Source organism: Streptomyces sp. Act143, assembly GCF_003143935.1.
In the GTDB taxonomy this organism is placed as follows: domain Bacteria; phylum Actinomycetota; class Actinomycetes; order Streptomycetales; family Streptomycetaceae; genus Streptomyces.
Genome location: NZ_QFRX01000001.1, coordinates 7,936,525 through 7,950,981, shown reverse-complemented (window position 1 = coordinate 7,950,981; position 14,457 = coordinate 7,936,525). Strand labels below are relative to the sequence as shown.

Here is a 14,457-nt window from a genome sequence, read left to right as displayed (position 1 = left end):
CACTTGTTAGGGAAGGTCGATGGAGGAACCGGGAAGGACGGTTCGCCGATGGATCTCGCCTTCACGCCCCAGGAGGAGGCGTTCCGGCAGGAGGCCAGGGCGTGGCTCGCGGCCCATGTGCCGGCCGTTCCGCTGCCCTCTCTGGAGACCGAGGAGGGCTTCGCCGCCCATCGCGCGTGGGAGGCCGAACTGGCCGCGGACCGCTGGTCGGTGGTCGACTGGCCGACGGGGTACGGCGGTCGGGACGCGGGGCTGGTGCGCTGGCTGCTGTTCGAGGAGGAGTACTGGGCGGCGGGTGCCCCCGGACGCGTCAACCAGAACGGGATCAGCCTGCTCGCGCCGACCCTCTTCGACCACGGCACGGAGGAGCAGCGCGCGCGGGTGCTGCCGCCGATGGCCCGCGGGGAGGTGATCTGGGCGCAGGCGTGGTCCGAGCCGGAGGCGGGCTCCGACCTGGCGTCGCTGCGCTCGAAGGCGGTGCGCGCGGCCGGGGGCTGGCTGCTGACCGGCCAGAAGACCTGGTCCTCACGGGCCGCCTTCGCGGACCGCGCCTTCGGCCTGTTCCGCAGCGATCCGGACGCCCCGAAACCCCATCAGGGCCTGACGTACCTCATGTTCGACCTGCGGGCCCCGGGCGTCACGGTCCGTCCGATCGCCCGCCTCGACGGCAAGCCGGCCTTCGCCGAGCTGTTCCTGGACGAGGTGTTCGTGCCGGACGCGGACGTGATCGGGGAGCCGGGGCAGGGCTGGCGGATCGCGATGGCGGCGACGGGCAACGAGCGCGGGCTGACGCTCCGCTCCCCCGGCCGCTATCTGGCGGCGGCGGACCGGCTGCACGCCCTGTGGCGCGACCGGGGCAGCCCGGACGCCATGCGGGCCCGGGTGGCCGACGCGCTGATCGGCGCCCGCGCCTACCAGCTGTTCACCTGCACGGCCGCCTCCCGCTTCCTCGCCGGCGAGTCCCTCGGCCCCGAGTCCAGCCTGAACAAGCTGTACTGGTCCGAGTACGACATCGCGCTCACCGAGACGGCCCTCGATCTGCTGGGCGCGGACGGCGAGTTGGCGGACACGGACTGGGCGGAGCGGTACGTCTTCGCCCTCGCCGGACCCGTCTACGCGGGAACCAACGAGATCCAGCGGGACATCATCGCCGAGCGCCTGCTGGGCCTGCCGAAGGGGCGACGCTGATGCGGCTCACACCCGACGCCGAGCAGCGCGCGTTCACGGCGTCCCTGGACGCCATGCTGACGGCCGCCGGCACTCCTTCGGTGGTACGGGACTGGAGCCGCGGCGACCACGCGAGCGGGCGGGCGCTGTGGTCCCGCATCGCCGCGGCGGGCGTCTTCGCGCTGGCGGTGCCGGAGGCGTACGACGGGGCCGGCGTCCGGCCGCTGGAACTCGCCCTCGCCTTCGTGGAGTTGGGTCGGCATGCCGTGCCCGGCCCGCTCGTCGAGACCGTCACGGCAGCCGTCCTGCTCCCCGCCCCGGACCTCGCCCAGCGGATCGCGTCGGGCGAGGTGATGGCGACGGTGGCCCACGGCAGCCCGTACGCCCTCGACGGCGACGCGGCCGACCTGCGTCTCGTCCTCACCCCTGACGGCCTGCACAGCGCCACCGGCCACGGCCCGGTACGCCCGTCCCTCGACCCGGCCCGACGCCTGACCGCCCTCACCCCCGGCGACCTCCTGACCCCCGCACCGCACTCCACCCGGGCCCTCCTCCTGGCCCGGCTCACCACCGCCGCCCAGGCCCTCGGCGTCGGCCTCGCCCTTCTCGACCGGACGGTGTCCTACGTCAGGCAGCGCACCCAGTTCGGTGTCCCCATCGGCTCGTTCCAGGCCGTCAAGCACCAACTGGCCACCGCCAGGACGGCCCTGGAGTTCGCCCGCCCGCTCGTGCTCGCCGCAGCCCTCACCCTGGACCCCGCCGACGTCGCCGCCGCCAAGGTCACGGCGGGCGAGGCGGCGTACGCCGGCGCCCGCACCGCGCTCCAGCTGCACGGCGCGATCGGCTACACGGCGGAGTACGACCTGTCCCTGTGGCTGACCAAGGCCCGCGCCCTGCGCACCGCCTGGGGCAGCCCGGAGGAGTGCCGGGACACCGTCCTCAGTGCTGGTGGTCGCCGCTCGTGACCTGCCGGTACTCCTCCACCGTCGGCTTCGGGACGCGCGTCTCCGGCCCGAACATCACCCGCGCCAGCCGCGCCCGCACCCGCATGGAGGCGGTGACCGGGCGCCGGACGCCGTTGGTGTCGACGAGCGGGCCGATCGCGTAGGGCGGGGCCTGCTCGTGCTGGGTCAGGGTGTGCAACTGCGCCTGCGCGAGGGGCTCGTGGACCTCGACGTACTCGCCGTGCGGCAGCCGCCTGATGATGCCCGACTCCCTGCCGTGCAGCACCTTGTCCCGGTCCCGGCGCTGGAGCCCGAGACAGACCCGTTTGGTGACCACGAAGGCGAGCACCGGCACCACGAACACGGCGATCCGCACGAACCACGTGATCGCGTTGATGGACAGATGCAGATGGGTGGCCACGACGTCGTTGCCGCCGCCGATCAGCAGGACCACGTACAGGCTCAGCCAGGCCACCCCGAGACCGGTGCGCACGGGCACGTTGCGCGGCCGGTCCAGGATGTGGTGCTCGCGTTTGTCACCGGTGATCCACGCCTCGATGAACGGATAGGCCCCGATGGCGGCCAGGATCAGCGGGAAGAGCGCGAAGGGGATGAAGACACCCAACTGGAGGGTGTGGCCCCAGGCGTTGATCTCCCATCCCGGCATCACCCGGATCAGCCCTTCGGAGAAGCCCAGATACCAGTCGGGCTGGGCGCCCGTGGTGACGAGGTCGGGGCGGTACGGCCCGAAGGCCCACACGGGGTTGATCTGGGCGATGCCGCCCATGAGCGCCAGCATGCCGAAGACCAGGAAGAAGAAGCCGCCCGCCTTGGCGGCGTACACGGGCAGCAGCGGCATCCCGACGACCGTCTTCTCGTCGCGGCCGGGGCCCGGGAACTGTGTGTGCTTGTGGTAGAAGACCAGGATCAGGTGCGCGGTCACCAGACCCAGCATGATCCCGGGCAGCAGCAGGACATGGATGGGGAACAGCCGCGGGATGATGTCGTGCCCCGGGAACTCCCCGCCGAACAGGAAGAACGACAGATACGTGCCGACGATCGGCACGGACAGGATGGCGCCCTGCGCGAAGCGGATGCCGGTGCCGGACAGCAGGTCGTCGGGGAGCGAGTAGCCGGTCAGTCCGGTGAGGATGCCGAGCATCAACAGGGTCCAGCCGAATACCCAGTTGACCTCTCGCGGCTTGCGGAAGGCGCCGGTGAAGAACACCCGCATCATGTGCACGAGCATGCCGGTGACGAAGACCAGCGCCGCCCAGTGGTGGATCTGCCGGATCAGCAGCCCGCCGCGCACCTCGAAGCTGATGTCCAGCGTGGACTCGAACGCCCGGGTCATCACGACCCCGTTGAGGGGTTCGTAGGAGCCGTTGTAGACGACTTCGACGCCGCTCGGTTCGAAGAACAGGGTGAGGTAGATGCCGGTCAGGATGATGACGATGAAGCTGTAGAGGCAGATCTCGCCCAGCATGAACGACGGGTGGTCCGGGAACAGCTTGCGCATGTTGGCCTTGGCCAGCCCGTACAGGCCGAGCCGCCCGTCCGCCCAGTCGGCGAGTTTCTCGCCGTTGCCGGGCGGAGCCGAACTCCTCGCGTCCGCGCGTCCGTTCACCGTCCGTGCGCCGTCCATAGGTCGCCGCCTCCCGTCGGATCACCGTCGGATCACCCCAGAGTGGCACGCTCACCGGGCTGAGCCAACGGGGCGAGCAGCCGCGCCAGCGAACGGCGTGAACCCTCCAGACCGGCGATCCGCTCCTCGATCCCCTGGAGTTGCTCCAGGAGCACCGGTGTCAGGCACGGCTCGACCTCGGCATCGCTGCCGCACACGCAGTCCAGGACCTCACGGATCACCCGGGTGGGCAGCCCGGCGTCGAGGAGGGCACGGATACGGCGTACGGTCACCGGCGCACCGGCGTCGTACACGCGCTGACCGCCCGGGGTGCGTCCGGCGTCCAGGAGGCCCTGCTCCTCGTAGTAGCGCAGCAGCCGCACGCTGACGCCGGTCTCCCGGGCGAGCTCCCCGATCTTCATGTGACCCCCATCACAGACACTTGAACCTCACATCCATGTGAGCTCATAGCGTCGCAGCCATGACGAACAGCAAGGTATTCCAGCTCGGCGGCGACCTCGAGGTACGGCGGATCGGCTACGGCGCGATGCGCCTGGCGAACGCCCCGCACGAGCGTTCCGGCATGACGGCACCCATCTGGACCGCGCCCACCGACCGCGCGGAGTCGGTCGCCCTGCTCCGCGAGGCGGTCGGGCTCGGGGTGAACCTCTTCGACACCGCCGACGCCTACGCCCTCGGCGCGAACGAGGAGTTGCTCGCCGAGGCCCTCCGGCCGCACCGCGACGGCGTCGTGATCGCGACGAAGGCGGGTGTCGTGCGCCCGAGCCCCACCGAGTGGGTCACGCACGGCCACCCCGCCTACCTGCGCCAGCAGGCCGAGCTGAGCCTGCGCCGGCTGCGCACCGACCGTATCGACCTGCTGTACCTGCACCGCATCGATCCGGCCTACCCGCTCGCCGACCAGATCGGCGCGCTCAAGCAGCTCCAGGAGGAGGGCAAGGTACGGCACATCGGCCTCTCCGAGGTGTCCGTCGCGGACATCGAGGAGGCCTCGCGCATCGCGCCGGTCGCGAGCGTGCAGAACATGTACAACCTGGCCGAACGCGGCCACGACCCGGTGATCGACCACACCGCGGAGCGCGGGATCGCCTTCGTGCCGTACTTCCCGGTCAGCGGGGGCGAGCGGGCCGCGCTGGCCGAGGTCGCCGCGGAACTGGGCGCGACGGCCTCGCAGACGGCCCTGGCCTGGCTGCTGCACCGAGCCCCGAACGTGCTCCCGATCCCGGGGACTTCGTCGCCGGTCCACCTGGCGGAGAACGCCGCCGCCCTCGGACTCCCCCTCAGCGAGGAGCAGTTCAAGCGCGCGGCGGGATGATCCCCTGCGCCCGCGCGGCCACCAGCCACTTCGGGAACTCGCCGACGAGACGGTCGTACAGCTCGGCGTCGGACACCTTCCGCGGCTCCGAACCGGCGTGGAAGAAGCCGGCGTTGTCGACGACCCGCTTGTCCGGGACGGACAGGTCGTCGAGCTTGCGCAGATAGTCGAACTGCTTGCTCCTGGCGTCCCCGAAGCCGATGAACTGCCAGAACAGCGGGAGCCGGGCCGCCTTGCACAAGTACCGTTCCGCGGCGAGCTTGTTGATCGGGCCGCCGTCGGTCTGGAAGACGACGAGGGCGGGTTCCCGGGAGCCGCTGTCGAGGTAGTGGTCGATGACGGCGTCCATCGCCAGGTGGTAACTGGTCTTGCCCATGTGCCCGAGCCCGGCCACGATCCGCTCGATCCGCCCCTGGTGGTCGGCGAGGGCGATCTCGGTCTCGGCGTCGACGTCGGTGGAGAAGAAGACGACCGGGACGGTGCCGTCGTCGTCGAGGTGCGCGGAGAGTCCGAGCACCCGGTCGGCGAGCGCCTGGACGCTGCCGTCCTGGTAGTACGGCTTCATGGAACCGGAGTAGTCGACGACGAGGTAGACCGCGGCCCGCAGCCCGTCCAGTCCGTGCTTGCGCAGCGAGACCCCGGCGCTCTTGTACAGGTTCACCAGCGCGGGTGCCGTCTCCTCGACCTTGCTGAGGCTGATCGCCGCCATTCGTTCCCCCACCGTCTCTCTCTTCACGGGCATTGGCTATTTTTGTTCGCCGCCGTCCCCACCGGCTCACAGATCGTCCCATCTCCTGAGGAGCCGGCCGTGGAACCCGAGGCCACCGAGTCCGCCGTCACCACCTGCTTCCGCCATCCCAAGGTGGCGTCCCATGTCCGCTGCACCCGCTGCGACCGGTACATATGCCCGGACTGCATGCGCGAGGCGGCGGTCGGTCACCACTGCGTGGAGTGTGTGAAGGAGGGCGCCAAGTCGGTGCGGCAGGCCCGCACGCTCGTCGGCGGCCGGGTGTCGGCGGTGCCGCTGGTGACGTACGTACTGATCGGGCTCAATGTGCTCGCGTACGTCGGCGAGGTGGTCCGCCCGGCGATCGTCGACCGTTTCGCGATGCTCACCGCGGGGCTGGTGGGCCCGGACGGCGGGTACTACGTCTACCAGTCCTCCTACCCGTCCGACTTCCACGCCGAGGGCCTGGTCGCCGGCCAGTGGGAGCGGCTGCTGACCAGCGGCTTCCTGCACCTGGAGCCCACGGAGGGCACCTTCGGGCTGCTGCACATCGTGCTGAACATGGTCTCGCTGTGGCAGCTCGGCCGGGTCGTGGAACCGGCGCTGGGCCGGGTCCGGTACCTCGGGCTCTACCTCCTCGCGACGGTCGGCGGTTCCGTCGGCGAGGCGCTGCTCTCCGACCCCGGGACGGAGTCGCTGGGCGCGTCGGGGGCGATCTTCGGGCTGGCCGGGGCGTACTACGTGCTGGCCCGCCGGGTGGGTGCGGACCTGCGCGGCGTGAACCGCTTCATGGCCTACATGCTGGCCTGGCTGGTCGGCTCGGCCTTCCTGACGTCCTGGCAGGGCCACCTCGGCGGACTGCTCACCGGGGGTGCGGTCGCGCTCGCCTACGCGTACGCTCCCCGGGGACCGCGCCGCGGCCTGATCCAGGCGACCGCCTGCCTGGCCCTGCTCGCGCTGCTCGTGGTCCTGACCCTGGTGAAGGTCTCGGAGGTGGCGCGGTGAGACGTGCGGGTGTCCTGCTGCTCGGGGCCGTTCCCGTCGCCATGGCCGCGGGGATCTTCTTCATGACGCCCTCGGACTCCTCCGGGGAACCGGACCGCACCTCCCGGTCGGCCGGTGAGAACGCGTCCGGCGAGGCGGCCAAGCGCCGCGCCGAGGAGCGGCGTTCGGCCGACGACAAGGCCATCGCCGCGCTGCCGCCCGGCCTCGCCGCCCCGGCCAAGAAGGAGCTGGCCCAGCAGATCGTGGCGAGCGCCGAGAACTCCACCCTCGACTGGCGCACCGCCTACGCCTACATCGAGGACATCGGCGACGGCCAGGGCTACACCGCCGGCATCATCGGTTTCTGCACCGGCACCCACGACCTGCTCACCCTGGTCGAGCGCTACACCGAGGACCACCCCGGCAACGGCCTCGCCCGCTACCTCCCCGCCCTGCGCGAGGTCGACGGCACGGACTCGCACGAGGGCCTGGACCCCGGTTTCACCGCGGCGTGGAAGGCGGAGGCGAAGGTCGAGGCGTTCCGCGCGGCCCAGGACGCGGAACGCGACCGCGTCTACTTCGACCCCGCGGTCCGCCTGGCCAAGCTCGACGGCCTGGGCGCCCTGGGCCAGTTCGTCTACTACGACGCCATGGTCTTCCACGGCCCCGGCACCAACGCCACCAGCTTCTACGGCCTGCGCGAGAGCGCCCTGAAGAAGGCCGACCTGCCCTCCGAGGGCGGCTCGGAAAAGGCCTACCTCAGCGCCTTCCTCGACGTCCGCGAGGCCGCGATGAAGACCCGCAAGGCGGACATCGACACCTCCCGCGTCGACACCGCCCAGCGCCGGTTCCTGCGCGAGGGGAAGCTCGGGCTGGAGACACCGTTGACGTGGGCGGTGTACGGGGAGACGTACAAGGTGCCCTAGGGCCTGTCCGGCGGATCGTGCCGCAGACGCGGGGCCTGGCACGCCGGTCTGCGGCGTTGTCGTCGGTTGCCGACGCTCCGCGTCGCCGCCCTTCTCCGCCTTGCAGCTCGACGCACCAGACCCCGCTCACCTGCGCTGACAAGGCGCCGCTGCTTTCCTGCGACCTGATCCGCCGGACAGGCCCTAGCCGCCCCATTCCTCTCGCAGCACCCGCTCCGCCGGTTTCCCGTGCGGCGTGTACGCCAGCTGCGCGGGCGTCTCGCCGCTGTCCGGCCAGTCGTCCCACATCCACCAGCACACCCCGGCCCACCACCGGCGGCCGGTGAAGGTCTCCAGCAACGCCCGGTAGGCGGCGGCCTGTTCGGCGTCGCCGGTGCGTTCGCTGAGGTCCCAGGCGTACGGCGCGGTGGTCGAGCCGCGCTGGCTGACGTATCCGGCCTCGGTGAACAGCACGCGCCGGTCGTACCGTTCGGCGAACGCGGCGAGCCGCGTCGCGATCGGCCGCCAGGCGCGGCGCAGTCGCGCCACGTCCTGGGTGGGCTTCTCGGCCAGCGGCCAGTAGGCGTCGATGCCGATGAGATCGAGCTGCTTCCAGAAGCGGATCTTCGTGTACTCGTCGTAGTTGGCGGCGTAGGTGAGGGTGCCGTCGTAGTGGTCGCGGACGGTGTCGATGGTCCGGGTCCAGGCCGCGCGGTCGCCGGAGACCCCGGCGAGCTCGGTGCCGACCGCGAACTGCTCGGCGCCGGTGTCCGCCGCGAGGTCGGCGTAGTGGGTGATGAAGCGGCGGTACGAGGTGAACCAGGCGGCCCGGTCACGGGGGCGGATCTCGGCGCGGTCGACGTCGCCGGGCAGGTCCACGTGCGGCTTGATCATCACCTTGAGGCCGGCCGCGTGGGCGCGGCGCACGATCCGCCGCAGGCCGGCGTCGCTCGCGGTCTCCTCGGTGGGGTGCAGCTGCGAGTCGGTGCGCTCGCGCTGGTACCAGGTCGGGGTGAAGGTGACCCAGCGGGCCCCGGTGGCCCCGATGTCCCGCAGATAGCGGGCGGCGGCGGGGCTGTCGTAGTCGGTGCGGTTCCAGGAGGGCAGGGTGATACCGCGCATGACCGGCTCCGGCTTCTTGCCGTCGGAGGGGCCGGTGGTGGTGCAGGCCCCGGCGGCGAGGAGGGCCGCCACCGCGGCAGCGGCGACGGCCCTCCTCCTCAGGGCGGTCTCCCTCACAGGCTCGTCGGGCTGACGAAGGTGTAGCCCAGGGCCTTGATGCCGTCCACCGTGTCCTTGAGCGGCTGGGTCGGGTAGTAGGGGTGGTAGAAGAAGCTGGCGAACCCGTCCCGGACGGCCAGGTTGGCCCTGGCCGAGGCGATCAGGTCGGCGGGCAGCCTCGGCGGGTGGTTGTTGTAGGCGTCGGGTTCGTAGTTGCCGATGTTCTCGGGCAGCACCTTGGTGCCGTAGACGTCCTTCACGACGTACGGGAAGAACTGGCCGATGAACACGTTGGGTCCGGCGGAGTTGCCGCTGAGGGTTCCGGAGAAGTACAGCGAACGCTCCAGGCGGGCCGAGAAGTTGGAGCTGAAGACCTTGTAGTCGGTGGCCGAACCCGCGTAGTGCGGGGTGGTCCACAGCGTCGGCTTCGGCAGTCCGACGGCGGCGAAGGCGGCCAGCGCGCTGTTGACCCGGCCCTGGGCGAAGGCGGTGGAGTCCTCGGCGACGGGGCCGTCGTAGACGACGTTGTCGGAGGCGTCGACGTGTGCCCGGTAGAACTCGAAGTCGTCGCCGGTGACGCCGTTGTAGGGGTTGGCGACATTGCTGTACTGGTGCGTGTAGCCGTGGTCCATCAGGACCGCGCCCCTGGCCAGCATGTACTTCAGGGCGCTGACCACCTGCGGCCGCTGGGCGAGCGTGACCGTCTGCGGGACGCCGTTGTTGTAGGTGCCGTTGGGGTCGGTGTAGACGGGGATCACGTTGATGCCGTACGGGATGTTCTGCGACTTGAGGTAGTCGGCCATCGCGCGCAGTTCGGTCGGGTCCGCGTCGGGGCTGATGTCCTCCAGGCGCAGCATCGCCCGGTGCCGTTCGGCGGTGGCGGGCGCGAGGGCGTCGAAGAGGAGGTCCTCCAGGGCGATGATCCGGTCGCTCTCGGAGACGTAGGCGAACGGGATCTCACCGATGTAGGTGAGGTTCGAGGAGCGGACCGCCCATCCGAAGGTGTGTCCGTTGGAGGTGTCGAGCCCCTCCGCGAGCCGGGTGACGGCGGGGTAGCCGGGACCGGTGAGGACGTTGGGGCGCAGCACGCCGCCGTCCTGGCCGGCCGGGATCTTCCGGGTCAGGGCCTGGTTCTTGTACGTCACCTGGGTCACGGTCCCGATCGAACCGCCGTCCTCGTAGTACGACGTCGTCGGATCCCAGCCGTACTTCTGCGTGAACTGGGCTACGCCCACCGAGTTCGCCATGTTCCAGATGTTGGCGCCCATCCACAGCACGGGCTTGGTGGTGGTGGCGGCGTCCTGGTAGAAGGCGGCCGGGATGGCGTCCGGGACGTCGCAGCAGTAGTAGGTCGAGCCGATGTAGATGACGGCCGAGTACGACTCGGCCATGCCGGCCGTGTACTGCTGGACGGGCTTGGCGGTCACGGTGCCGAAGTGGCCCGCGAGGTTGGCCGCGGCCATGGCGTACAGCTCGCCCAACTGGCCGTAGGGGCCCGCGGTGTCGTAGAGCACGAGGGCGCTCGGTTCGGCCGCGGCGGCCACCCCGGCGTCGGCGGCCCGGAGCAGGGTGGCCTGCCGGGTCACGGCCGTCGCGGTGCCGGTGCGCAGGGCGGCCGTGGCCAGGAGCGTCGTCGTGGCGCTCTGCTTGCGGGGCTTGGCGTGGCGGGCCCGGTCCGCCTTGATCTGGGCCTTCGCCCAGCCCTTGAGGTCGACGCGGCTCAGGCCGGACTTTCCGCCGACGGCCTCGTGGCCGTGCCGGTGGCCGCCGCCCGCGGCCTGGGCTCCGGCGGCCAGGAACGTGCCGCTCAGCAGCGCGGCGAGCAGCAGCAGCACGACGGAAATCCTGGAGATCAGCCGTCGCCGGGCAGGGATCATTGTTCTTGGGATCAGTGTTCTCACGATCATTCCCCCCACTTTGCCAATCCTTGGCAAAGGTTTTTCCCAACAAGAAGTCACTGATTCTTCTGACGGCCGCGAAGGGTGTCAATGGGCCGAAGGGTGAATTTCCGGAGTGCCAGAAGACCCTACGGGAAGATCGGACATGTCCTTTTTTCGAATAGCCTTCTGGGTCACCCTTGAGGTCTGCTACGTTCACCTTCGCGCGATGGGGACGCGCTGTGAAATATGGGGGGACAATGTACGGACGACCCGCCCTGGGGGCTCTGTTGCCCCTGGCAGGGGCGATGGCCGCGCCAGAAGCAGTACCCGGGCTACCTTTGGCCAAAGCCCTGCAGGCGACCGCCGGGGCCGGATTTCTGTTCTATTGTTTGACGGCCTGTCTGATATTGCTGGCCCGGATAAGACTGCGCCGCCAGGCACAAAGGGCGCAGGTCAGTACCGGGAGTACCCATGATCACTGAACTGCTTCTGTGGTCGAGCATCACCCTGATCATTATGGCCGGGTGCTACAACACCAGTCTCTACGTGTTGTCGAGGCGCAGAATTCGCCGTTCCCGAACGGACCGGAGAGACCGGTTCTATGTATTTCTCCTCGCCTGCCTCAACGAGGAGAAAGTGCTTTCTGAAAGCCTGGCACGGATCACTTCACTGCCCGCCCGGAATTTCATGGCGCTGGTCATCGACGACGGTTCGGACGACCGCACCTCCGAGATCGCCCTGGCCGCCGACCCCACCCTGGTCCGGCTGCACCGGCGCACCCCGCCGAACGCCCGCAGGGGAAAGGGAGCCGCCCTCAACGACGGGGTCCGGCACCTGCGCGAGTCGGGCCTCCTCGCCGGCCACGACCCGGCGGACGTGGTCCTCTGCGTGGTCGACGCCGACGGACGGCTCGATCCGCACGTCGTGCAGTCGGTCGACCCCTACTTCGACGACCCGAGGACCGGCGCGGTCCAGGTCTGCGTCCGGATGTACAACCGGCACCTCGGCCTGCTCGCCCGCATGCAGGACATGGAGTTCGTCGTCTACGGCGATGTCTTCCAGAGCGCCCGCCGCTCCATCGGGAGCGTCGGCATGGGCGGCAACGGGCAGTTCATGCGGCTGTCGGCGCTCAACACCCTGGACGGCGACGGCCCCTGGAGCGACAGCCTCACCGAGGACCTCGACCTCGGCGTACGGCTGATCGCCAAGGGCTGGACCAACCAGCACTGCACCACCGCCGCGGTCTCCCAGCAGGCCGTGCTCAGCCTGCGACGCCTGATCCGCCAGCGGTCCCGCTGGTTCCAGGGCCATCTGCAGTCGGCCGGACTCGTCCCGCTCATCCTCAGGGACGTCCCGACCAGACCCGCGCTCGACCTGCTGTACCACCTCTCCAGCCCGGTGCTGATCCTGCTCACCTCGCTGCTGCCGCTGTCCTTCCTCGTCGCCGTCGGCGCCACCACGGTGGCCTCCGTACAGGTGGGGCACCCGCTCGTGTCGCCGATGTGGCTGCTCGGCCCGTACCTGCTGTCATTCACCGCCGCCTACGCGTACGGCTTCGTGTACGCCAAGCGGGAACGCGACCTCGGACTGGTGCGCTCGGTCCTGCTCGCCCATGTCTTCGTCTTCTACGGCTACATCTGGTTCGCGGCCGGCTGGTGGGGCTTCTGGCGGATGCTCACCGGCCAGCGGGGCTGGCTCAAGACCGCGCGCACCTGAGCCCCTTCAGCCCTTTCGCACCCGAGGACGTTCAGGCCGCGCCCGATCCCCGCGCGGGTCCTCGCTCCACCTCTCATCACCCTCACGTGATCGCTGCGCCGATCACGTATGCCCAAGGGGGGCACCCATCATGTCCACACCTCCGTCAGCCATGCCCGTACGCGCCCTGCTGGTGCTCGGCACCCGCCCGGAAGCGATCAAACTGGCGCCCGTGGCACGGGCGATGGCGGCCGGCCGGCAGTTCGAGCCGATCGTCGTCACCACCGGCCAGCACCGCGAGATGCTCCACCAGATGCTCGGCATGCTGGGCGTCGACGTCCGGATCGCCCTCGACGTGATGCGCGCCCGGCAGCAGCTCTCCGACCTGACCGCCCGGCTGGTGCGGGAGCTGGGCGCGGCGATGCGGGAGCAGCGGCCGGACCTGGTGGTGGTGCAGGGGGACACCACCACCGCGCTGGCCGGCGCCCTGGCCGCCTTCTACGAGAAGATCCCGGTCGCCCATGTCGAGGCCGGGCTGCGCACCGGCGTCATCGACAACCCGTTCCCGGAAGAGCTCAACCGCAGCCTCATCGGCCGGATCGCCCGCTGGCACTTCGCCCCGACCCCGGCCGCGGCCCGGCACCTCACCGACGAGGGCGTACCCGACGAGCAGGTGTTCACCACCGGCAACACCGTCATCGACAACCTGCTGTGGGTGCTCGCCGAGGGCGCCGGCGACTCCGCGTTCCGCACCGACGCCAAACGCATCCTGGTCACCCTGCACCGCCGGGAGAACCAGGGCGAGCGGATGCGCGGGATGGGGCGGGCACTGACCCGGCTCGCGCGGCGCGGGGACGTCGAGATCGTGCTGCCGCTGCACAAGAGCCCGGCCGTCCGCGACGCGCTGCTGCCCGAACTCGACGGCCAGAAGGGCATCTCGCTGGTCGAGCCGCTCGGCTACCTGGACTTCGCGGCGACCCTCGCCGAATGCGACCTCGTCCTCACCGACTCCGGCGGCATCCAGGAGGAGGCCCCGAGCCTGGCCAAGCCCTCGCTCGTGCTGCGGACGACCACCGAGCGGCCCGAGGCGGTCGAGGCCGGCGCCGCCCGGCTGATCGGCACGGACCCGGACGCCATCGTGACCTGGTCGGAACGGCTCCTCGACGACCCGGCGGAGTACCGGCGCATGGCCACCGCCGGCAACCCCTTCGGCGACGGCGATGCCTCGCACCGCATCCTGGGCCAGCTGGCGGAGGACTTCGCCGCCGATGTCCCGGTCGGCCTGACGGCATCCGGGCCATACTCGACGGCATGACTCGCAGGGGCCGCAGCGTCACCGGACTGGCACTGGTACTCACCCTGGCCGCGATCATCGCCGTCACGGTGAGCCAGTGCCAGGGCGGCGCGTCCCCGCCCCCGAAGCCGTGGATCGACGGCACCACCCACGGCCGCTGGCTGTCCGTGTTCAACGGCATGGGCACCAACCACGGCGACGACTCCTCGCTCACCCTCTCCCCCATGGCCGCCGAGGACCCGGGCACCACCCACGCCGGCCTGGTGGTGAGCACGGCCTCCTACACGGACGTGCGCTACGAGGCCCGGATGCGGACGCTGAAGCAGCTGCGCGAACCCAGGCCGAACCCGTGGGAAGTGCCGTGGCTGGTCTGGGCGTACACCGACCCGGAGCACTTCTACTACATCACCCTCAAACCGAACGGCTGGGAGCTCGGCAAGCGCGACCCCGCCTATCCCGGCGGCCAGCGCTTCCTGGCGACCGGACGGACGGAGTACCCCGTGGGCCCCTGGTACGACGTCCAGGTCGAGCAGCGCGGGGCGGCGCTGTCCGTCTCGGTGGACGGCAAGCCGCTGGTGAAGTACACGGACACCGAACTGCCTTACCCCCAGGGCCGGGTGGGCGCGTACTCGGAGGACGCGAGGGTGGAGTTCGAGGGCCTGGAGGCGTCCTCCGGTTGA

Annotated in this window: 13 protein-coding genes; 8 read left to right on the top strand and 5 right to left on the bottom strand. The window is 70.5% G+C overall.

The window, feature by feature from the left end; translation table 11 throughout:
- The first annotated feature begins 48 nt into the window (after window positions 1-48).
- Both DI272_RS36285 and DI272_RS36280 read left to right on the top strand, forming a co-directional pair.
- On the top strand, window positions 49-1,188 hold the full coding sequence (locus tag DI272_RS36285; RefSeq protein WP_109499416.1) for an acyl-CoA dehydrogenase family protein: 1,140 nt from the start codon (window positions 49-51) through the stop codon (window positions 1,186-1,188).
- Window positions 1,188-2,132: an acyl-CoA dehydrogenase family protein gene (locus tag DI272_RS36280; RefSeq protein ID WP_109499415.1), complete on the top strand. Its 945-nt coding sequence runs from the start codon at window positions 1,188-1,190 to the stop codon at window positions 2,130-2,132. Before DI272_RS36285 ends, DI272_RS36280 begins: the two co-directional genes overlap by 1 nt.
- On the opposite strand, the gene DI272_RS36275 is transcribed toward DI272_RS36280, so the two are convergent.
- Together DI272_RS36275 and DI272_RS36270 are read right to left on the bottom strand one after the other, a co-directional pair.
- Window positions 2,107-3,756, bottom strand: coding sequence for a cytochrome bc complex cytochrome b subunit (locus DI272_RS36275; protein ID WP_109499414.1), 1,650 nt, complete (start codon window positions 3,754-3,756; stop codon window positions 2,107-2,109). The genes DI272_RS36280 and DI272_RS36275 overlap by 26 nt on opposite strands.
- 32 nt (window positions 3,757-3,788) lie before the next feature.
- On the bottom strand, window positions 3,789-4,157 hold the full coding sequence (locus DI272_RS36270) for a MerR family transcriptional regulator (protein WP_109499413.1): 369 nt from the start codon (window positions 4,155-4,157) through the stop codon (window positions 3,789-3,791).
- 59 nt (window positions 4,158-4,216) lie between these two features.
- Between DI272_RS36270 and DI272_RS36265 the strand changes: the two genes are divergently transcribed.
- Window positions 4,217-5,071, top strand: a complete 855-nt coding sequence (locus DI272_RS36265) for an aldo/keto reductase (RefSeq protein ID WP_109499412.1) — start codon at window positions 4,217-4,219, stop codon at window positions 5,069-5,071.
- Here the strand turns inward: DI272_RS36265 and DI272_RS36260 are convergent.
- Window positions 5,052-5,780, bottom strand: a complete 729-nt coding sequence (locus tag DI272_RS36260; protein ID WP_109499411.1) for a VWA domain-containing protein — start codon at window positions 5,778-5,780, stop codon at window positions 5,052-5,054. The two genes, DI272_RS36265 and DI272_RS36260, sit on opposite strands and share 20 nt — an antisense overlap.
- A gap of 99 nt (window positions 5,781-5,879) precedes the next feature.
- Here DI272_RS36260 and DI272_RS36255 point away from each other — a divergent pair, with 99 nt between their 5' ends.
- Window positions 5,880-6,803 carry a rhomboid family intramembrane serine protease gene (locus tag DI272_RS36255; RefSeq protein ID WP_109499410.1) on the top strand — a complete coding sequence of 308 codons (924 nt, stop codon included), beginning with the start codon at window positions 5,880-5,882 and terminating at the stop codon, window positions 6,801-6,803.
- Window positions 6,800-7,708 carry a chitosanase gene (locus tag DI272_RS36250; protein WP_109499409.1) on the top strand — a complete coding sequence of 303 codons (909 nt, stop codon included), beginning with the start codon at window positions 6,800-6,802 and terminating at the stop codon, window positions 7,706-7,708. Before DI272_RS36255 ends, DI272_RS36250 begins: the two co-directional genes overlap by 4 nt.
- 183 nt (window positions 7,709-7,891) lie before the next feature.
- Here DI272_RS36250 and DI272_RS36245 read toward each other — a convergent pair whose 3' ends face one another.
- Both DI272_RS36245 and DI272_RS36240 read right to left on the bottom strand, forming a co-directional pair.
- On the bottom strand, window positions 7,892-8,926 hold the full coding sequence (locus DI272_RS36245; RefSeq protein WP_258314783.1) for a hypothetical protein: 1,035 nt from the start codon (window positions 8,924-8,926) through the stop codon (window positions 7,892-7,894).
- A complete protein-coding gene (locus DI272_RS36240) occupies window positions 8,923-10,815 on the bottom strand; it encodes a polysaccharide deacetylase family protein (protein ID WP_258314782.1) in 1,893 nt (630 codons plus the stop codon). The genes DI272_RS36245 and DI272_RS36240 overlap by 4 nt, the downstream gene beginning before the upstream one ends.
- 444 nt (window positions 10,816-11,259) lie before the next feature.
- Here DI272_RS36240 and DI272_RS36235 point away from each other — a divergent pair, with 444 nt between their 5' ends.
- The 3 genes from DI272_RS36235 (at window position 11,260) to DI272_RS36225 (ending at window position 14,457) form a co-directional block, all read left to right on the top strand.
- Window positions 11,260-12,504: a glycosyltransferase family 2 protein gene (locus DI272_RS36235; RefSeq protein WP_109499407.1), complete on the top strand. Its 1,245-nt coding sequence runs from the start codon at window positions 11,260-11,262 to the stop codon at window positions 12,502-12,504.
- A 130-nt stretch (window positions 12,505-12,634) separates the two neighbouring features.
- Window positions 12,635-13,798, top strand: coding sequence for a non-hydrolyzing UDP-N-acetylglucosamine 2-epimerase (wecB, locus tag DI272_RS36230; RefSeq protein ID WP_109499406.1), 1,164 nt, complete (start codon window positions 12,635-12,637; stop codon window positions 13,796-13,798).
- Window positions 13,795-14,457 carry a calcium-binding protein gene (locus DI272_RS36225; protein WP_181387432.1) on the top strand — a complete coding sequence of 221 codons (663 nt, stop codon included), beginning with the start codon at window positions 13,795-13,797 and terminating at the stop codon, window positions 14,455-14,457. The genes wecB and DI272_RS36225 overlap by 4 nt, the downstream gene beginning before the upstream one ends.